Annotated in this window: 16 protein-coding genes and 2 pseudogenes; 14 read left to right on the forward strand and 4 right to left on the reverse strand. The window is 58.1% G+C overall.

What is annotated here, in order from left to right:
* Window positions 1-951: 951 nt before the first annotated feature.
* Together G6L01_RS22985 and G6L01_RS22990 are read left to right on the forward strand one after the other, a co-directional pair.
* Window positions 952-1,134 (forward strand): hypothetical protein, encoded by a 183-nt coding sequence (locus G6L01_RS22985; RefSeq protein WP_174089351.1) that lies wholly within the window; start codon window positions 952-954, stop codon window positions 1,132-1,134.
* 1,807 nt (window positions 1,135-2,941) lie between these two features.
* Window positions 2,942-3,226, forward strand: a complete 285-nt coding sequence (locus G6L01_RS22990; protein WP_174089349.1) for a carbohydrate kinase family protein — start codon at window positions 2,942-2,944, stop codon at window positions 3,224-3,226.
* Between the two features lie 44 nt (window positions 3,227-3,270).
* Here G6L01_RS22990 and G6L01_RS22995 read toward each other — a convergent pair.
* Together G6L01_RS22995 and G6L01_RS23000 are read right to left on the reverse strand one after the other, a co-directional pair.
* Window positions 3,271-3,471, reverse strand: a pseudogene (locus tag G6L01_RS22995) (integrase); the annotation flags it as partial.
* Window positions 3,472-3,590: 119 nt separating this feature from the next.
* Window positions 3,591-4,004, reverse strand: coding sequence for a hypothetical protein (locus G6L01_RS23000; protein ID WP_174089347.1), 414 nt, complete (start codon window positions 4,002-4,004; stop codon window positions 3,591-3,593).
* Between the two features lie 188 nt (window positions 4,005-4,192).
* Between G6L01_RS23000 and G6L01_RS23005 the strand changes: the two genes are divergently transcribed.
* Together G6L01_RS23005 and G6L01_RS23010 are read left to right on the forward strand one after the other, a co-directional pair.
* Window positions 4,193-5,326 (forward strand): RHE_PE00001 family protein, encoded by a 1,134-nt coding sequence (locus G6L01_RS23005; RefSeq protein WP_174089359.1) that lies wholly within the window; start codon window positions 4,193-4,195, stop codon window positions 5,324-5,326.
* Window positions 5,327-5,454: 128 nt separating this feature from the next.
* Window positions 5,455-5,859, forward strand: coding sequence for a hypothetical protein (locus tag G6L01_RS23010; protein ID WP_174089346.1), 405 nt, complete (start codon window positions 5,455-5,457; stop codon window positions 5,857-5,859).
* On the opposite strand, the gene G6L01_RS23015 is transcribed toward G6L01_RS23010, so the two are convergent.
* Entirely contained in the window at window positions 5,846-6,427 is a 582-nt protein-coding gene (locus tag G6L01_RS23015) for a recombinase family protein (protein ID WP_060716698.1), read from the reverse strand. The two genes, G6L01_RS23010 and G6L01_RS23015, sit on opposite strands and share 14 nt — an antisense overlap.
* A gap of 137 nt (window positions 6,428-6,564) precedes the next feature.
* On the opposite strand from G6L01_RS23015, the gene G6L01_RS23020 reads away from it, so the two are divergent.
* The 4 genes and pseudogenes from G6L01_RS23020 to G6L01_RS28145 all read left to right on the forward strand — a co-directional run.
* Window positions 6,565-9,531 carry a Tn3 family transposase gene (locus G6L01_RS23020; protein WP_070167330.1) on the forward strand — a complete coding sequence of 989 codons (2,967 nt, stop codon included), beginning with the start codon at window positions 6,565-6,567 and terminating at the stop codon, window positions 9,529-9,531.
* A 324-nt stretch (window positions 9,532-9,855) separates the two neighbouring features.
* Entirely contained in the window at window positions 9,856-10,614 is a 759-nt protein-coding gene (locus tag G6L01_RS23025) for a FadR/GntR family transcriptional regulator (RefSeq protein ID WP_071206344.1), read from the forward strand.
* Window positions 10,615-11,012: 398 nt separating this feature from the next.
* On the forward strand, window positions 11,013-12,650 hold the full coding sequence (locus G6L01_RS23030; protein WP_071206342.1) for a carboxylesterase family protein: 1,638 nt from the start codon (window positions 11,013-11,015) through the stop codon (window positions 12,648-12,650).
* 407 nt (window positions 12,651-13,057) lie between these two features.
* Window positions 13,058-13,156 (forward strand): annotated as a pseudogene (locus G6L01_RS28145) (hypothetical protein); the annotation flags it as partial.
* A 90-nt stretch (window positions 13,157-13,246) separates the two neighbouring features.
* Here the strand turns inward: G6L01_RS28145 and G6L01_RS23040 are convergent.
* Window positions 13,247-13,954, reverse strand: a complete 708-nt coding sequence (locus G6L01_RS23040) for a GntR family transcriptional regulator (protein WP_071206340.1) — start codon at window positions 13,952-13,954, stop codon at window positions 13,247-13,249.
* A 171-nt stretch (window positions 13,955-14,125) separates the two neighbouring features.
* Here G6L01_RS23040 and G6L01_RS23045 point away from each other — a divergent pair, with 171 nt between their 5' ends.
* The 6 genes from G6L01_RS23045 to G6L01_RS23070 are packed head-to-tail and all read left to right on the forward strand — an operon-like array spanning window position 14,126 to window position 19,767.
* On the forward strand, window positions 14,126-14,728 hold the full coding sequence (locus G6L01_RS23045) for an amino acid synthesis family protein (protein WP_071206337.1): 603 nt from the start codon (window positions 14,126-14,128) through the stop codon (window positions 14,726-14,728).
* Entirely contained in the window at window positions 14,725-15,921 is a 1,197-nt protein-coding gene (locus G6L01_RS23050; RefSeq protein WP_071206335.1) for an amidohydrolase family protein, read from the forward strand. Before G6L01_RS23045 ends, G6L01_RS23050 begins: the two co-directional genes overlap by 4 nt.
* A 40-nt stretch (window positions 15,922-15,961) precedes the next feature.
* On the forward strand, window positions 15,962-16,645 hold the full coding sequence (locus G6L01_RS23055) for a DUF4286 family protein (protein ID WP_071207467.1): 684 nt from the start codon (window positions 15,962-15,964) through the stop codon (window positions 16,643-16,645).
* Window positions 16,587-17,933: an FAD-dependent oxidoreductase gene (locus G6L01_RS23060; protein ID WP_081356565.1), complete on the forward strand. Its 1,347-nt coding sequence runs from the start codon at window positions 16,587-16,589 to the stop codon at window positions 17,931-17,933. Before G6L01_RS23055 ends, G6L01_RS23060 begins: the two co-directional genes overlap by 59 nt.
* A gap of 43 nt (window positions 17,934-17,976) precedes the next feature.
* On the forward strand, window positions 17,977-18,957 hold the full coding sequence (locus tag G6L01_RS23065) for an ABC transporter substrate-binding protein (protein WP_081356564.1): 981 nt from the start codon (window positions 17,977-17,979) through the stop codon (window positions 18,955-18,957).
* 15 nt (window positions 18,958-18,972) lie between these two features.
* A complete protein-coding gene (locus G6L01_RS23070) occupies window positions 18,973-19,767 on the forward strand; it encodes an ABC transporter ATP-binding protein (RefSeq protein WP_071206327.1) in 795 nt (264 codons plus the stop codon).
* The last annotated feature ends 110 nt before the right edge of the window (window positions 19,768-19,877 follow it).

The following is a 19,877-nucleotide window of genomic DNA, read 5'->3' on the forward strand; positions in this document are numbered from 1 at the left end:
AGCGGTCATACAGGCACAGGCCTTTTCTCAATGGAATACATCATCACGTCATGTCGTCGAGATACATCGAAGGCGTGCGGTATTGTATCGAGAGCGAGAGATGTTGACCTCGAAAAAATCGACCAGCAAGCTTCTAAAATCTTCAATAGAGCTTCGACAAGGCTCATAGCATTGCTGTAGATGCCTTGAATGAGACAAGCAAGGGCTCAGCTGCGCCTGTTCCAAAACTCTAATACGCTTTTTGCCTGAATTGCTAGCTGATGCCCCGCATATAATGATTGGCGGCGGGTGTCAGTCCGCGGCTTCATGCCGACCATCAGCAAGCATTGCCTTGATTGTTTGCAACGTCTCCAGGGCAGCCGCAGCACAAGCCTGAAGCGTCGCGATCTATCCGGTCATCAACGGCGCTTGCCGCGATTTCCAGCAGCCGGAGCTAAGATAACAGGTTGTTCGTCAGGTCGACTAGGTCTGTGCGGTCGTGCATGAGGGCGTCCATTGGCAAGCCACACCATACCGCCAACTCGCAAGAAGCGCGATGATCGGAACAGCCTAAAGAGATGTGGAGCTGCTTGGTCTCGCCCCTTCTTGCGCTGACGGGGTCGAATACATGTCTGCCTACAGGTTTTCGGATAATTTACGGACCTGACGGCAACTTTCCAGTGATCGCCATGTTCGAACGTTGCCGATGCGGCGAAGACGATCTTTGTTTTGAAGCAACATGCCGGAAACTCATCGTTGCATCGGCGCCGCTCCTCGATTTGCTGCCGGATCAGCGATTTTGGCGGCATTCCGAGGCACCGACCTGAACGCCTCCGGAGGAAGCATGCGCTTGACGCTCATACTCATCGTCTCAGCCGTCTTCATAGCTATCGTTGCTACGGTCTTAATCTTTCCGAACAGCTCTGGCCCGGAACAACAGCCATCCCCGCACGCGATCGACCAGGAGGGGAAATGACTAAGTTTGACAAAACCGAAACGCCGACGGGTCTCGCCCCATCGGCAGACTCACCCGAGCAGAAAAGGCGAAAGCTCCTGGCGGGGAAAGGTCTGATGCTCTTCATCGTTGGCATCGCCGCTTTGGCTGCTTTCCTTTACGTGTTCATTGCCGTTTACGGGATCTTATCGAGCACATGAATAGGCAAGGCATTCCTGACGATGCAGACGCCTGACGCGTTTATGCCGGCGATAGGCGTTTGGCAGCCTAAACCGGCCGCACGGCGCGATTTGAACCCCGGTTTCGAACATACGGACCTGACCGAATTTACCCATAGGCCGACTCTACGTTCATCATGCAACTTCATTGGGCTTAGGCGGTTCGGTCGATTGACGCCGGTGTAACGGCCGGAAATTTACGACATTCGGGAATTGTTCTGCGATGAAGAGAAGTGCAGCATGGGAACTGAATACTGTCCTCATTGCGAGAAACCGTTCTCGCTTTTTTTCATCGATGACAAAAACCGACAACCCGTGCAGGTGACGGTGATTTGCCCGTACGACGGATCACCGGTTCGAACCGAGGTTACAACACGGCGGTATTTCTCAAAGGCACTCGTGGGGGCATGTGTGACGAGGGCGGATCACCATCCCTTACCCTAGCAAACGGCCTTACGTGGTAGGAGTCGCCTGACGGCCTCAATAAGGCGAGGTTGCACGCCTCCCTTCCGGCGTTACGCTGCGTCCAGGAGGTACATATGAAAGTCATGACCAAGGACCAAATTCCGTCGTTCGTCGCGGAAATCGCGGCGACCGGATGTAATTATCACTGGAGTTGCTGGCGTGGGATATCTTGTCGGCGATGCTGATCTGCCGAGACCGATTTACCGAAAGGTACTCCCCGAGCTTCGGCGCATTCTCAAGTCTTATGGATGCCGAGACCACCTCCTTAGGGAAATCAGCAGCTACCTGATCTCAATCGGCCGCTCTTATCCACCGCCCGCGCGTCATTAACGGAATTTCGCGCCCGTGGTTGAGCCAGGTGCTGGCCGTCGGCGTAGGGTCAAGTATGAAGAACCCCGGGCGCAACAGTGTCGAGATAATCCTCGATCCTTCGACTGGTCAGGCCATAGTGGATGTGGCCGGACGCGTCATAACATTGCCCGGTCCATTCAAGTCGAAGCAGGAAGTAGAAGATGCTGCTTCAGTGTTCATGGAGGCGTTGAGGCCGCCTTCACCGAAGCTCGTTCGATAGGGATATGCCCCTGAAGCATAGCCCCAACTATCGCCCGTTGCGCAAGGAACACACTGGCATTGCTAATTCGTGATGTGCGCCGTACGTTTGGCTATGCGCGGAAGAATTCCATCTGATGACCCCTTCGCCCTGCCGATCTGGCTTTGCTAGAGCGTGTTTTCGCGCAAGTCATCCCTGAACACGACACCCACCCAGATGAACTTGCAATGCTCCTGGTGAGATTGTTTCAAGATGGCATCCACGATGAGCACGAGCTTCTGATGGCCGCTGAAAAATGGTTCAGATAGCCCGTTGGGCAGAGGACCGACGAACTTGCTAGACGGTCGAGCTCGCGCCCGGTTCTGGGCTATCGCCTAAAGGCGGCCGTGTGACGCTCGCGTGACGGGTGAGCATTATATTACCACAAGCGGGCTGCCTGTTGCCCGTCCGCGATGGAAGGAAAGCCTCTCGCACTACCCCGCGACGGCTTTCCTTTTCTCCTTGGCTCCTAATCACTCAGGTCCGGAAACGGCTCTCGCCGCAATGCCTTGCAGACTATCTGCCACTGCCGGCCGTTCATGCCCGGAATGGCAATGGCTTGGAGAGCGTCGAGCCGGTCTAGGTCACTGAGGGTATGATAGCCGCGAAATTGGAGCTCGCGCACAAGAAGCGGATTCAATGGGAGCACGGATATCGGTTTGTCCATACGCGATGGTTGACAGACAAGCCTTATGAAAGCAACTAGCGCGTCCCTGTGAATGGAAGATGGACCGCATGCAAAACCTCCTGACGCTGGAAGAACTGGTCGCCGCGGTTCTTTTCGAAGCACGCGACCGATTGGCCTGGAACTCAATCACGCTCGGCGAAATCCAGGGCAGATGCCTTGAAGCGGCGGAAGACCTCGCCCCGGATCTTATGGGCGTTTTGAGTAGCGTGGCAGGCTTGCGGCTCCTTATCCCTGCTCTTCAGGCTCAGGCCACCCTCATCGAACCGGCAGATGAGGAGTTGGAAATTTGGACATCTGCTCGTGAGACAAGCTCAGATATCCAGAATCTTTAATTGACGAATCCCTAATGTTTGAGCAATCAGATGCAGCGCCTCGTGGCGGGCCAGGGCAATGACGCACCAGTGCTGGCAAGCGACCAGGCCATGCAGTAGGCGAGGTCTGAGGTGAGGGCTCTCGGCGTGTTGGCTCCCATGCCCTCGTTGACCAGATGCCGGAGGGTTTCGACATCCTGGTCGGTCAACAGCTCGGCGAGCTCATCGCGCCGGTCGATCGGCAGGACCCAGGCGATGGTGTCCAACTCAACGGCGCGCCTTTCGACGCTTGTCCTGAAGCTTTATCTTTCGGCCTGCTCGTGGCAAAGGCGGCAGTTTGAGACAGCCGAGCGTGACCCGTCTCTCTCCAACAGCGGTGCCACGATTACCACGTTCGCATGTCCTTGGTCCGCGAATGCTGCACCCTCAGCGTCCATGCACCGATCTCCTGATTAAGGTCGGTCCGGATGACGCGCAACCGGGAAAAGCCTGGAAATCCGCCCTTGATCGCGTCGAACCGCACCGGGATAGTATAGGCATCGTTGGCGTGGCGGTTCTGATAAAGTGCTTCCCGCCGGGAGACGAAGGTTGGCGCAATATCCCAGACTTCCGACATGGCACCGAGGGCGATGGCAAGCGCGAACAGGGGCACCGTCAAGACGATCAGCGAGACCCATGGGTGTTGACCGAGGTATGGTGCTAGCATTGGCGGCAGGAAGATTGCGATGAGGATAAGCGACGCCAACCAGTAAAACCGCGGTGATCTGCCGGGAGCGCGCTGGGCTCGTGTGTCACTCATGATTGCGTCTGGCTCCGGGTCGAGGCGCCTGACCGCGCCGCACGACAAGGCAATTTATACAACCCACCCACTGAAATCAAACTACCATCGATATGAGGTACTTATCGTTGGTTAGCGCGCCGACCGCCAATCGTACTATGTGAGGAACCCAAAATTTGAGATAGAGTTCCTTTACGACTTCGTTTACCATAAAATCAATGGCTTACGATCTCGGCAGATTGGCAATTTCGAGTTTTTTTGAACCGGCTTTCCGTGCCGGTATCGCCCTCACGCGCCTCGACGAGCGCATCGCCCGATCACCGGTCGCTCAGGGATGGATCGAACGATCCCAGTTCACCGATGCCTGCGCCTCGCTCTGGATCGACGGCGAGCTCGTTCATCTCGAAGACCTCGTCCTCCACGACGCCTTTCGCGACACCCGCACCCCAACCCACGAACTGACCATCGCTCGCGACGTGTTGCGCACCCGCCGGCGGATTGCCGCGCAGTCGCCCGACTGGGCGCTGTCGCCGGAAGGCATTCGCACGCTCCGGCAGACTTCGGAGATTGGGTCAACCGGCACAGGTGAGGCGCAGACCGCCGGCACAGTGCGGAGCGCCGCCTCGATCGATGCGGAAGGGGAGGGGGATGATGTCGGCGAGGGCGCCAAAGATCTGCGTGGCGTCGATTTTGCCGCCATCGATGCGATCCTTGCGCGCTCCGACGCTGCGATCGAACGAGCCAGAAAGCCTGGCCGGGCTCCTGCCGATCCGATGATTTATGATCTCGACTGGGATGAGGATGCCCGGCTTGACGAATGGCGTGGCGTGCTGCGCCAAGCCGAAAACCTGCCGGCGGTGTTGCAGGCGATCGTCGCCCTCGATGCCTGGAATGAGCTGGCCGTGCTGCAGCATGCGCCCTGGCTCGGCCGGCTGCTGGCGGCCTCGATCCTGCGGCAGGCCGGCGTCACTACCGGTGACCATCTAGCCGCCATCAATCTCGGGCTGAAAACCATTCCCGTCGATCGGCGCCGGCATCGCGATCGCGAAACCCGGCTGCTCGCCATCGCCCACGGACTTTTGGCGGCCGCCGAGATCGGGTTGAAAGAGCATGACCGGCTGGCGCTGGCTCGAACCCTCCTGGAGCGCAAACTGGAGGGGCGCCGCACGTCGTCAAAACTGCCGGAACTGGTCGAGCTGGTGATGGCGAAACCATTGGTGTCGGCCGGGATGGTGGCGAAAACGCTCGAGGTCACGCCGCAGGCGGCGCGGCGGATTGTTTTGGAGCTGGGCTTGCGCGAGATGACCGGGAGGGGGAGGTTTCGGGCGTGGGGAGTAATGTAGCCAGCTAGTAGCGCTACCGCGCGAAGCTTCCGGGTTCTCTTCGGAGAAGCGAAGTACGCTTATTTCGATATATCTTCGATGATGATAATACGTGCAGTTTCCTGTCTTCAACCACATGAGGAGTGCTGATGCGCTTGCTTTTTAGCCAACGCTACCACCGGGCGATCGAACAGGGTACAATCGCAGTCGAAATTACCGATGCTGCGCGTCGGAAAGTCTGGGCGTGGCTATCTACTAATAACACCTCCCTTGGCATTCGGCGGGACCCTAACGACAACTGGGTCTCGAACTCCTCTATCCTCGAGGAAACCGAGAGTGGTTTGCTCACCGAGAATGGTTGGGATCGCCTTCCGGTAACACCTTACCCCGCCGACACACAATATCACGCAGCTTTGCGTTTGCTCGTTCTGGACGGCCAAGGTTTCTTTGTCTTCGACACCATCGAAGTTGCGTCGAGCTATATGGCTTCACGACACGAAAGTGGCGAATCTGTCCGACTTTTAAGAACGTATCCGGAACTCAGGTTGGTTTGACCGTGGATGTCGTTGCTTTTTCGGCCTTGAGAGCTTCGTAGAGGGCGGTTTTCCCGATTTTCACGCGGGCCGCGGCTTCCCGGACGTTCAAACCGGCCGCCAGATGCTGGCGGGCTTTGGCAAGTTTGTCCGGGGTTACGACGACTTGTCGGCCACCGCGTCGGCCGCGTTCCTCTGCGGCTTGCAGACCGGCACGTGTTCGTTCCCGGATCAGATCGCGCTCGAACTGTGCCAGCGCGCCGAACAGGTGGAAGACCAGGCGACCGCCGGATGTCGTGGTGTCGATGTTTTCGGTGATGGATCGGAAGCCGACGCCTTTGGCCTCCAGTTCGGTGATGATCTCGATGAGGTGCTTCATCAACCGGCCGAGGCGGTCGAGCTTCCAGACTGTGAGCGTGTCGCCGTCGCGAACGTAGCGGATCGCCTCCGCCAATCCGAGTCGGTCAGTCTTCGTGCCGGATGCCTTATCCTCGAACAGCCTTTCACAACCTGCTTTGCGCAAAGCGTCGAGTTGCAGGGCGGTGTCCTGGTCGCCGGTGGAGACCCTTGCATAGCCGATAGCGGTCATGAGACGTGGTTTGTCCGATTTGCCGTTTCATGACAAGGTTTGCGGACAAGAACTGTGGATGCCGCGAAACGTTCGTTTGTCGGACACGCATTTTCCGTTTCGCTGCACTCTCCGCGGCGAAACGGGAAGATCAGAGAATGGTGCGAAGAGCATTACTGAGCGAGGCATGGTGGCAACAGGCGACGATCATCCCGGATAACGAAAGGGAGATCGCCAAACATTACACGCTGGATCGATCGGATCTCGACCTGATCATGCGACAGAACAAGGCCTCGAACAGACTGGGCCTCGCCTGTGTTCTGGCCACGCTACGATACCCTGGCCGACCGCTTGCGGATGGCGAGGTCCTGCCGGCTGGCGTCTTACGATTTCTGGCGCGGCAGATCGGCGTCGATCACCATGAGATCGAACGTTATTTCGAGCGCCCACAGACGCGGCGCGAGCATCTGGCCCTGCTTTTCGACAGAATGCAGATGCGTCCGTTTGTGCCTTCGGACGTGCGGGCACTCACAGGCTGGCTGACACCTGCCGCACAAACCCTGCGCCACGCCGATGTATTGGCGGATATGGTCGTGGAAGAACTGCGACGCAGGAGAATTCTCTTGCCAGCGCGGCCAGCGCTCGAAGCCATCATTCATGTGGCGATCAGGCGCGGCATTCGTATTGCTCATCGGGCCTTGGCCGGCGGGATCTCAGAAGGCCAAAAGCTCGATCTGGACAAGCTTCTCGATCCGCGTGAGGGGACAAGCGTGACTATTCTTGCCTGGGCGAGAACGCCAGCATTGTCGCCAGCCGCCGTCAACCTCGACAGAATTGCCGAGCGCATTCGCTTTCTCCGGTCTCTGAACCTGCCGACGACGTTGATGGATCGCATTCCGGCCAAGGTCTTTGACGAATTTGCTGCAGAGGGGACGCGAATGAGCGCGCAGCATCTGCGCGACCTTAACACCGAACGCCGACATGCTGTCCTGGCTGCAACAGTGCTCCACCTTTCCCGCCATCTCACCGATTGCGCGATCGACATGTTCAAGAAACTCATGGGCATCCTGACGCGGCGAGCCAATAACCAGGCGGCTGCTCGCGTCACCCGATCCGTTCGGGAAGTGCAGACGCCGTTGAAGGACGTTTCAAAAGTCTGCCATGCGATCATCAAGGCCAGAGAGAAGGGTGAGGACATGGCCAAAGCGCTTGATCTGGTCATCCAATGGCCAGCTTTTACAACCAGTGTCCAGGCGGTCGATACGCTGATCGCGCCGGATGTTATCGACGGTAAAATCGAAATGCTCCAGCGCTATCCGACGATCAGGAAACTGGCGCCACAGTTTCTCTCCACTCTCGTGTTCCGCGGTCACGCAGTGGCGGCGAACCTCTTGCGGGCGCTATCCGTGGTCGCGGGTCTATATCGTACGGGCAAAAGGACCATACCCGACAAGGCACCGATCTCCTTTGCGCCGAAGGGCTGGATGCCTCTCATACTCAAAGATGGAAAGATTGATCGCAGGGCTTATGAGCTTTGCCTGTTCAGCGAATTGAAGCGCCGGCTCGATGCGGGCGATGTCTGGGTGGAAGGAGCCAAACGCTTCCAGTCTTTCGAAAGCTTTCTCATTCCCACGCCGACATTCGAGCTGATGCGTGAGGAAGGACCGCTTCCAATCGCCGTTGATACCGATGTCGAGACGTATCTTCGCCAACAGCGCCAGCTGCTGAACGATGGACTGGCTGACCTCTCGCGTCTGGCCGCAGCCGGCGAGCTCGACGATGTAGAACTGACCGGGGCGGGGTTTAGCGTCACGCCGCACAAGGCTATGTTTCCGGACATCGCCAAGTCGCTGAAGCTAAAGGTGGAAAGCCGTCTGCCTGCGATCCGCATCACTGACCTTTTGCTCGAGGTTGACGCCCGAACGGAATTTTCGAACGCCTTTACCCATTTGCGCAGCGGTCGGACGGCCGACAACAAGCTTGCGCTCCTCACCGCCATCCTGGCGGACGGGATCAATCTCGGTCTCACGAGAATGGCGGACGTTTCCCCCGGCATTACGATGCGCCAACTCGCCTGGGCGCACGACTGGCATATTCGCGAGGAAGGTTACACGGCCGCGCACGCCATTCTCGTCAACGCCCAGAGGCAATTGCCTCTGGCAAGCTTGTGGGGCGATGGAACAACGTCATCCTCCGATGGCCAGTATTTTCCGGCGGGCGGACACGCCGAGGCGATCGGCGACCTCAACGGCCGCTATGGTCCCAACCCCGGCGCCAAATTCTACCGGTTCACCTCTGACCAGTACGGCGCTTTCTACATCATCGCCATGAATGCCAATGCGAGCGAAGCCATCTATGTCCTCGATGGACTGCTCTATCATGGCAGCGATCTCGCCATCGGAACCCACTATGTCGATACCGGCGGGGTAAGCGATATGAGCTTCGCCCTTTGCCATCTCGTTGGTTTCCAGATTGTGCCTCGGCTGCGCGGTCTCAAGGATCGCAAGCTCTATCTTTTCCCGCGCGACGCGCCTCCCGAAAACCTGGCGCCGCTCGTTGGCGAGCACATCAACGTCGAGCGGATCAAGGCAAACTGGAACGACATCCTGCGGCTGGTCACGACGATCCGTTCCGGGCAGGTTCGGCCTTCGACCCTGTTGGCAAAGCTGTCCGCATTCCCACGCCAGAACGGACTGGCGTTGGCGCTACGCGATCTCGGTCGCATCAATCGGTCCATCTTTCTGCCCCAGTGGTGGCAGAACCCCGAAATGCGCAGGAACGCGACGGCCGGCCTCAACAAGAGCGAATCCCAGAACACCTTGGCCCGCGCACTGTTCTTCAATCGCCTCGGAGAATTGCGCGACCGGACTTTCGAGAGCCAGTTCTACCGAGCATCTGGACTGAACCTGCTAATCAACGCCATCGTCTACTGGAACACACTCTATCTTGAACCGGCGTTCGCCGAGCTCAACCGAGATGGCATTCCCACGCCGCTTGACATCATCAAACACATTACCCCACTCGGCTGGCAGCACATCAGTCTCACCGGCGATTACATCTGGACCCCAACAGACGGCGTTGATCTCAGGCCATTGCGGCGCGAAACATCTATCCTCGCAGCGTGATCACCATACGTTCTCAAAAGTCGGACAGATCCAACACTTTCGTGTCGTGACGCCACAACGGGCATTTTCGTTCTTTTGGTATTCCGGTTTACTGGTAGACCACTTCATGATAGACAGATGCCTTCTCGTGTGTCAACGCTCGACAGACAACAATTTTATCTGCCCTGTATGCAGCCCCTTCGGGGGTCGATAAAACGAGAACGGCTCCGTGCTGTATTACGAGTCTTTGAAGCTGGATTGCCCTTGAGGCTTGGATGGAAGGGGATGCCGAATGATCAAATATGCGGACTGGATTTTCGAGAGCCGGACAGCGGGGAAACAGTCATGACGGGACTGAGCAAGATAGCCTTGACCCCGCGGGTTCCTCTCGCCTCGGAGGTTGCTCACCGGATCCTCGACTATCTGTTTTCAGGAGAGGTCAGGCCCGGAGACCAGATTCCGTCCGAACGGCAGCTTTCGGAAGCGCTCGGTGTGAACCGTCCCGCGGTCCGAGAGGCATTGCGTGCGCTTTCCTTTCTCGGCCTTCTGGAAATCCGGCAAGGCAGCGGCACCTATTTCAAGGACCCTTACGAGAACCTGCTTTTCACCATCTTCGAACTCAGCATCATGTTCGGTGACCGAAGGTTGATGGAGCTCATCGATGCACGCGCCGAACTTGAAGTTACGATGGCAGGACTGGCTGCGAAATCTAGGACAGAGGAGCAACTCCATGCGCTTTCGCAAAATCTCGAAGCGCTTCGGACGTCGAGGGGATCGGGCTTCATTGATGCCGACACCAATTTTCACAACACGATCGGCGAAGCTGCCGATAACGATGTGCTCCGAGACATGCTGAAGGGTGTGCGGACGATGGTCCGCAAGTGGCTTGGAACAAACATCCGTTCCGCCAATCCCGAGACCACCGCTATCGCATTCGGCGAACACACTCCGATCTTTGAGGCCATCCGGGACCGGGATGTGGAAGGTGCGCGCGCCGCGATGGCCCTGCATATGGCAGGCGCCAAACAGCGACTGGCCGAGTCGGTGGATCTTTTGCGAGCGACCCGCTCTGCGGAGGCCCGCCAAAGGAGCGCTGGAGCCTGATCATCCCTAAAGCGATCATCCTGACGCTCTTCATCTACATCGTTTTTGATCAGATCCTTCACATTCCCTGGCCGAGGACCGTTGTGGGTGAATTGCTACCGCCCTTTTTGCAGATCCCGGGAATGTGACGGGCTTGTCTATGGGTGAGGTGCAATCCGATGCTGTGCCGGCATATCTGGTTTGCTGCTTGCGTCGCTTGTTGAGCCGCGGCTTGGTCGCCTAGAATGAAGTTGGTGTGGTTTCTTTTGCGCCCTGTGCAGTGCCGATTGAGCCGTAGGTTTGAGTCTGCCGCGCGGGCGCGGGACAGAACGAAATCTGCCAGTATTAAAGGGGAGGATGTCTTGAACGGGAAGTCACGTTGGGAAGGTTGCGCTCGGCACAGCCGTTGGGCGATCTTCATGCTGATCCTGGGAAGTGCCGTTTCGGGAAGTTTTGGAACGGCAACATTTGCTCAGGATGAAGCGATCGAAGAAGCGCTGGTCACGGGAGGAAAAGTTCAAGGATCGTTGAGCGATACTCCGGGCGTGACACAGTTTCTCGGCATTCCTTTTGCCGGGAACGTCGGCGGAGAAAATCGCTGGAAGCCGGCGCCACCCGTCAAGCCGTGGGACGGCGTTCTGGTCGCCGACAAATGGGGCGACCAGATGCTTCAGGATCCCAACAAGCTGAGCGATGCACCGATCAGCGACAATGGCTTGAACCTGGCGATCTGGACGCCGGCTCACAGCAGCAGTGACAGGTTGCCCGTCTATATGCTGATCCATGGCGGCGCGAACCGCCTGGGTGCCAATGGGATGAAGGATCTGTATGCTGCACAGCTCGCGGCAAAGGGCGTCGTGGTCGTGTCGGTTCAATATCGACTTGGCGCGCCGGCCTGGTTGTCGCTTCCCGAGATGGCCAAGGCGAGCTCGGCAGGCCCGAAGGGTAATTTCGGCGTGCTGGATCTGGTTGATGCGCTCAAATGGATTCAGAAAAACGTCCAAGCGTTTGGCGGTGATCCCGCAACCGTCACGATTGGCGGACAATCGGCCGGTGGTGAAAACACCGTTGCTCTGCTTCGCACGCCGCTTGCCAAGGGGCTGTTCAAGCGCGCATTCATCCAGTCGAGTTTTACCGGCTTCCTGCCAGGTAAGACCGTGGATTTCGCCCAGAAATCGAAACAGAACCAGGAAGCCGTGAATAAGATATTTGGCAAGGAGATGACTCTTGCCGATCTGCGTGCCGTTGAATCCAAGGTCTGGCTCGACAAGTGGCAAAGTGGGAAGGAAACATTGTTCGGCGTCATGGCCGGTGCGGTGGCAACTAACCAGTTCTACACCATCGACGACTATGTTTTCACAAAGGATTCCGTGAATCTTCTCCAGCCGGGCGATTTCGACGGGTTGGACGTCATCATAGGTCAGACGGCCGACGAATATACAGGTTTGCGACCGAACGACCTCAAGATGACGGACGAGGAGCAGCACAAGGCCATGCTGGCGGCCATTCGTCCTTATCAGGCAGGCAATGTAGATGAAAATGTGTTTTCGCTTTACGCCACGGACGATCCCGTCGAGGCTTACCGCCTGTCACTGCGGATGCTTAACGACTACATGTTCGAATACGTGCGGATAGGCGCTGAATATGCCAAGGCGCACAGCAACGCCAATGTTTATCTCTATTACTGGGATCATTGGCCGCCAGGCAAGGATCAAGGTTTCCGCCGCGCTTGGCATGCGGGCGATAACTGGTATTTCAACAGCTCGCTGCGCCTGGGCAACCGCGATCAACTACCCTGGACGGATCCGGATATCGCCATGCGCGACATCTCCGTCAGCTACCTCGCGAATTTTATCAAGTCCGGGGATCCGAACGGCCACAACGTTCCGCATTGGGGGCAGGTCACGCCGAAATCCGGCGGTCAGTTCCTCCGATTCCATGAGGGTGAAGCATCCATGCGCACGTCCACTCTTTACCCGTCACGGGACCGATATCTCCGCGAGGAGGTCCTTAAGGGGATTGGTATGACAGAGGACCAGGTTAGGGGTCGCAATTGAGCAAAGTGTGGCGATAGACGCCATCCTTTGCTGGCTGGTCTAGACGATCGGCCGAGGAAGAGCGTGGCGGGGATCTAGGATCTTCTCGCCGCGCGCCGCGGGCATCGCCCATCACGTCCGTTCCGCCGAGATTTCCGCTGAATGGACAACGGTTCGCGCCGACCTTGTTTACCGCGTCTGCGAGCTTCTTCCGCAGAACTTCGTACCTGTCGGGTTGCTGCCGCAGTTTCGCGGACAAGCGCCGCCGGAATGCATTGCAGAACTGGGTCGTATCGGTGAGAAGCTCGGCTTCGTCGGCACAGCCTCAATTCCTCCACGTCCGGCGGCCATTGGATTTTTAAATCACGGGGGGCAAGCCCCTTATCCCCCGTTATGAGGCGATGGCGGAGCTTGAAGTGCCCGCGATGATGCACGTCTCGTCCTCGCAAAACGATAATTTCTATGCCACCGGCCCGCACATCAATGCGGATACGACCGCCTTTATGCAGCAGATTCAAGGGGATCTGTTCAAGTGCTTTCCGACGCTGAAGTTCATAATCCCGCATGGCGGCGGTGCGGCTCTCTACCACAACGGCCTGAGAATTAACGTTTCGGCCTTAGTCCGTCGCCAGATGTTTGACTCCATAGCTTGCTCTGCCAGAGCGTGCGTAAACTTCTGCGGCTGCGCGGGACGCATTGATGACATGAGCGGCCGCAGTTTTACGTGCGCGTTGCTCGTCCCCCTCAGAGATGGCGTCCGCGATAGCCGACATCTCCTCCAAGGACGCGCGGGCCCGGCCGGGTTGGGACATAGACATCCCGCGAAGAAAGCTGATGCGCGCATGTAGACCGTCGATGATTTCCGCAATCACAGAATTCCCAGCTGAACGCAGAATTGAGTCATAGAACTCCCTGGTGTGAGAAATTTGGCCGGCAGCATTTCCCTGCTCGACGGCATGCCGAAAAGCGGCAAGGGCCCCGCGCATTTCCTCCAGATCGGAAGGGAGGGCGTTCCTCGCAGCCAAAGCCGCCGCCTCCGCTTCGAGCAAGTTGCGGGCCTGGTAGATCTCCTGGGCTTTAGACCACGGCAGCACGGGAACGATCGGGCCGCGATTTGGTATGATATCGACAAGCCGCTCAGCTTCGAGACGCCTCAGAGCCTCTCTGAGAGATGGTCTGCTGATGCTCAGCAATTGACATAGCTCGGCTTCCACAAGCCGGTCGCCAGGGCGGAAACGCCCTTCAAGAATGGCGCTACGCAACGCGCGCACCGTTTCGTCCAATACCGTGCCGTTGACGGCGCCGCGATCGATCTTGGTTTGCAAAATACCTCCCTACGGTTCTTTTTCTTGCTGCGGCTTCACCATAGCATGCTTCCGATCGTCAGACAAACAGATCGTCCCTCGCAATTTTGTCTGACGATATGCGGTTATGCTTGACATATTGTAAGACGATAAGTATCTTCCCACTAGAAGCAATTGTAGGCGATTATCCCAATGGAACTAAATATCCGTCGTATGCTGACGGTCAAAGACGACGCCTATGACGATGGCGTCACCCGCGTGGAAAGGCCGCTTCGAAAGGTGGCCGTCATCTTCGTCGTCGCGAATCCGCTTGCCGGTACGCGGGGAGCCAATGTGCAGGGGTTGATCGACGTCAGCCCGAAGCTTGGTGAAATGATGGGGCGCAAGCTCGTCGAGGCGATGGGAGAGTTCGAGATCCAGGGCTATGGCAAGGGCGGCCTCGTGGGGCTGGGCGGAGAGCAGGAGCATGCCAACGCCTTGCTGACGACCGCTTTTGCCAACCCGCTGCGGAGTCAGATTGGCGGGGGGGAAGCGTGGATTTCTTCCTACCAAAAGGTTGTCGCACCGAATGCGGTCATCGACATCCCGATGAACCACAAGGACGAAATCTATGTCCGTTCGCATTATGACGGCATGACCCTCACCGTTCCGAACGGGCCTCAATACGACGAGATCGCGATCATCTTCTGTGCCGCGAGCCGCGGACGGCTGAGTGCCCGCGTCGGCGGCCTTACCCATGAGGAGGTGCTGACGCGCAAGATGGCTGTTCAGGCTAGTCGGGAGGGCGCGACGTGAAGACCGCGATCGTCAACATTGGCAAGATAGTGTCCGGTGATCTGGCCGCTCCCTTCGTGGCCGGGGATGGCCTTTTGATGGAAGATGGGCGCATCGCCGAAATTGGAAGCCTCGATGCCGCACAGATCGAGGCTGCTGATGTGGTCATCGATGCCGACGGCGCGGTCGCGATTCCCGGGCTCATCGATTCCCACGTCCATATCACCTTCGGCGACTACACGCCGCGGCAAAAGACGGTCGGCTATCTCGAAAGCTATGTTCATGGCGGTGTCACGTCATCGGTCTCCGCCTCGGAGGTGCATGTTCCCGGCCGGCCCAAAGATCCTGCGGGTGTGAAGGCGCTCGCTGTCGCGGCCATGAAGTGTTTCGAGACATTCCGGCCAGGTGGCATGCGCGTTCATGCAGGCGCGGTCATATTGGAACCCGGCCTCACGGCCGCCGACATGGTGGAGTTACGTTCCCTGGGGCTGCGTTATGCGAAGGCCGGGTTCGGGGCGTTCGCCACTCCGTTCGACTATGCATCCCTGGTCAAGGCGGCTCGAGATGCCGGGCTCATTACGATGGCGCATACCGGCGGAGCATCTATACCCGGGTCCTCCGGAATTTGGGCGGAACACATTCTTGCAATGAACCCCCATGTTTCGTTTCACGTCAATGGCGGTCCGATAGCAATGCCCGAAGCGGGCTTCGAACGGCTGGTATGCGAATCTGAAGTTGCCTTGCAGATCTGCACCGCGGGAAACCTGCGTACCGCCCTGCTTGTGGCCGATCTTGCGACGAAACATGACAAGCTCGACCGACTTTTGATCGCCACCGATACGCCCACCGGAAGCGGGATCATGCCGCTCGGAATGCTGTATACGATCAGCCATCTTTGCGCGCTGAGTGATATGCCCCCGGAAATTGCGATTGCAGCCGCAACCGGAAACAATGCGAGGGTTTTCGGGCTTTCTTCCGGCATACTGGCTGTGGGCCGAGATGCGGATGTCGTGCTGGTCGATGCGGGCGCAGGCGGATCGCAGACGGATGCTTTGGCAGCGTTGCGAAACGGCGACATACCTGCCGTGTGCGCGGTCGTTACGGATGGCGTTCCCCGTTTTGTCGGGCGCAGCCGAAACACGCCAGCCGGCCAGCGCAACGTTCGCACGGCGTCCAGCCGCATCGTCAATCTTTTCGATCACACGGGACATTGAACCTCGTCGCTTTTTGCCCCGCAAGCAGCCAGGAGCAACCATGCCTGCCGATGCCGTTCTCTTCTCTGAAATGACGCCCCAGCCGGATTGGGAAGATACCTTCAACACGTGGTACGACACGGAGCACATCCCGATTCGGATGAAAGTCCCAGGTTTCGAGGGCGCGCAGCGCTATCGCGATATCGCAGGCGGCGGATATCTTGCCGTGTATGACATGGCTGCGCCCGAAGTGCTCGAAAGCGCTGAATATCTGCAGATCAAGAACAGCCCTTCAGAGCAGACCGCCTCCATGCTGGGATCGGTGTCCGGCTTCACCCGCTATACAGGCAAGCTAATCGGCTTGCAGATGCGGCCGCAGGTGGAGGACGTGGACATGCTTCTCTCATCACCATTCCTGTATGCGGTCTTCTTCAGCGTTCCCGCAGACAGCGAGGCGGATTTCAACGCGTGGTACGACGCTGAACACGTCCCCATGCTGCTTGGCTGCGCCGAATGGCTCGGATGTCGGCGCTATCGGATCGTGTCGGGCGCTCCCGAAAACTTCACCCATATCGCCCTGCACCATCTGAAGGACCTGTCGGCACTCGACAGCCCGGAACGGGCGCGTGCGCGAAGGACAGAGTGGCGCGACCGGCTCGCGTCCAACGACTGGTTCAAGGGAAGCTATGGTACGTTTGCCCGTCATGGCGAGCGGTTTATCGGGGACGCCCCGCAGTTATCCTGACGCAGTTTCTTCGTCATCGCCGCGGATGCCCGCCGTACCGGCCATCGCGATCATTTTAGAAGGCAAAGTGAGAATGGATAATCGTATCGTTATCGTCGGCGCTGGACCGGCAGGTCTCGTGACCGCGCTGACCCTCGTGAAGGCAGGCCTACCCGTTCTGGTTATCGAACGAAACGCCACGCTGCTGGACGATCCGCGTGCGGCGACGATCCATCCCGCGACGCTCGATATTCTGGACGAGTTGGGCATCGTGGACAAGGTGAAGGAGGAAGGGCTGTACGCGCCGGTCTTCCAGTTCTGGGACCGCCCGTCGGGCGCGATGGTCGCCGAGTTCGATCATGCGTTGCTGAAGGGAGAGACCCGCCACCCCTATGTTATTCAGTGTGAACAGTTCAAGCTGTCGCGTATCGTCTGCGATCTTATTTCCGCCAATGCGCTTGCCGAGATTCGTTTCAATGCGAATGTCCAGGAGATCGCGGTTGTCGATGAAGGCAAGGTCCGCCTGACGGTTTCGACGCCCGAAGGAAATGAGACGATCGAAACGCCCTGGCTGATCGGTTGCGACGGCGGTCGCAGCACCGTGCGCAAGTCGGCGGGCATCGAATTTGGTGGCTTCACGTGGCCGGAGCGTTTCGTGGTCATCACCACGCCCTTCGATTTCGCGGCAGAGCATGGCTATAGCTATCGCAGCTACTTCGCCGATCCCGACGAATGGTGCAATTGCTTCAAGGTGAGCGGCTATGACGGGGTGGCGTTGTGGCGTACTGTATTTCCGGCCGATCCGGCCATCGGCGATGACGAGTTGCTCAGCCGGCAATTCGCCGAGCAGAAGCTTCAGCGCTTCTTTCCCAAAAGCTCGCCCTACGAGGTCGTTCATCACAATATCTACACGGTTCATCAGCGCGTCGCGGAGACCTTCCGGAAGGGCCGTGTTCTCCTCGCCGGGGATTCGGCCCATATCAACAATCCGATCGGCGGGATGGGGTTGAACGGCGGCGTGCAGGACGCCTTCAGCCTGGGGCAGAAGCTTGCGACCGTTATCAGAGCAGAAGCTGGCGAGCACGTTCTCGACCTTTACGATTTTCAGCGCCGCACGATCACCACGAAATTCGTTCAGGAACAGTCGATCCAGAATAAGAAGCGGCTTGAGGCGAAAGACGCCGATGTGCGCCAGCGTAATCTCGATGAACTCCGGTCGATTGCCGCCGATGCAAAGCTCGCCAAGGAGTTCCTGATGCGAACCTCGATGATCGCTGCACAGCGCGCGGCCAACGCGCTCACCTTGTAGCCGTAACTCGTACTCACAGACAAATAAAGAAAAGGGGAATGACATGAAAATAACGAGCAAATTTACTTACATCGCCGCCATGCTGGTCCTTTGCGCAGGCTCCGCCCATGGCGCGGAAACGTTCCGCTATGGAACCGTCGCCATCAAGGGAGATGCCGGTTTCGTATACATGGGCACGCAACCCGGCATCACCAAAAAATATGGTGCCGACATCGACCTGCAAGCTTTTCAGGGTGACGCTATTCTTTTGAAAGCGCTTATCGCCGGCCAGATCGACGCCTATATCGGCAATCCTGGCGGTCCGATGATTGCCGCAAGCAAGGGCGCGAACATCAAGATCGTGGGATGCCCGTGGCCCGGACTTACCTATGCCCTCTACACGAAATCCGATGTCGGGTCGGTCGCGGACCTGCGCGGCAAGACGATCGGCGTTTCCGCTCCAGGAGCGTTGCCCGACCTTTTTGCCAAAGCAGTGGTCATGTCGGCCGGCATGACCGCTAGTGACGTGAAATTTACCGTATCAGGCAGCGATGCCGAACGCGTGGCGGCGGTTGCCGCTGGCGTTACCGCTGCCGCACCCAGCTCAAGCGAATTCACCGCCAAGGCTGCGAGCCTTGGTCTGAAGCAATTGGTCCATGCTCGCGATATCGTTCCCAAGTATATACGGTTCTGCATCATGACGCGCGGCGACCTGCTCAAGAGCGAGCCCGGTCGGGTCGAAGCCTTCCTTGCGGCGCAGATCGATGGTTTTTCGAAAGCCCTCAATGACAAGAAGGCGATGACGGAACTGTCTTTCGAAAAAGCCAACCTGCCGAAGGACGATCCTTCGCCGGAGCTGATCTACAACGAGGTGACGCAGTATAATGCTGTCGATCCCACTATGGCCGTAAACGTCGAAAACCTGGCCTGGATGCGGGATCTGCTAGTGAAGACAGGCAACATCAAAGGTGATTTCGACCCCGCGACCATGGTCGATACGGCTGTGCTGACAAAGGCCCGTGCTCTTGCCTCCAGCAAGCAGTAGGCCGGAGGATTAACAGTGTCACTTGTCCAACTGCAGAATGTCGCCAAGACCTTCCTCACGAAGGTCGGCGGCAGCAAAAGGAGTGTCGAGGCTCTCCGCGGAGTTTCGTTCAACGTCGAAAGGGGAGAGATACTAGCTATCACGGGGGCAAGTGGCTGCGGGAAGACCACGTTGCTGAGAATTATCATGGGCTTGGAACAACTGACGACGGGCGCGGTGTTTGTCGGCGGCAGACACGTTGATGGATGTGGTTACGACCGAGGGCTGGTCTTTCAGCATGCGGAATTGCTTCCGTGGCGCAACGCGCTGAAGAACGTCGCCTTCGGCCTGGAACTAAAGGGCGTGGCTACTCCCGAGCGCGAAGTCGCGGCTCGCGAGTTCCTCGAACTTGTCGGCCTCGGCAATGCTGCCGATCGTCTGCCTCACCAGCTTTCGGGCGGGATGAAACAGCGCGTCGGGATTGCGAGGGCGCTGGCCATTCAGCCGGAAGTCCTGCTGATGGACGAGCCGTTCGGCGCGCTGGATGCCCAGACCCGCGAAGGTTTGCAGGACGAGCTCATGGAGATACAGACGAAGACGCAGCAGACCGTTATCATCGTCACCCACGATCTAGACGAAGCGGTGCTGCTGGCCGACAGGGTCGTCGTCATGGAAAAAGGGGTGGTGAAGGAAATCCTCAATATCAAGCTGCCGCGACCGAGGCCGAGTCTTGCGGCTCTAAGGGGCAATCCCGAATTTGGCGACAAGCGGTTGCGCCTCTGGGAGCTTCTCAGACAGGGCAAAGGAAAGCAGGAAGGCAGAGCATCATGACGATGGAGACAAACAGTCCTAAAGCGCGTAGTCCGTTGTTTTCGGCCGCCCGGGCCTCCTTGGATCGCCGGTTGCTCACAATTTTCTCATTGGTCGTCTTCTTTGCGTTC

The sequence above is a fragment of the Agrobacterium vitis genome (assembly GCF_013337045.2).
GTDB classification, from domain to species: Bacteria; Pseudomonadota; Alphaproteobacteria; order Rhizobiales; family Rhizobiaceae; genus Allorhizobium; species Allorhizobium vitis_B.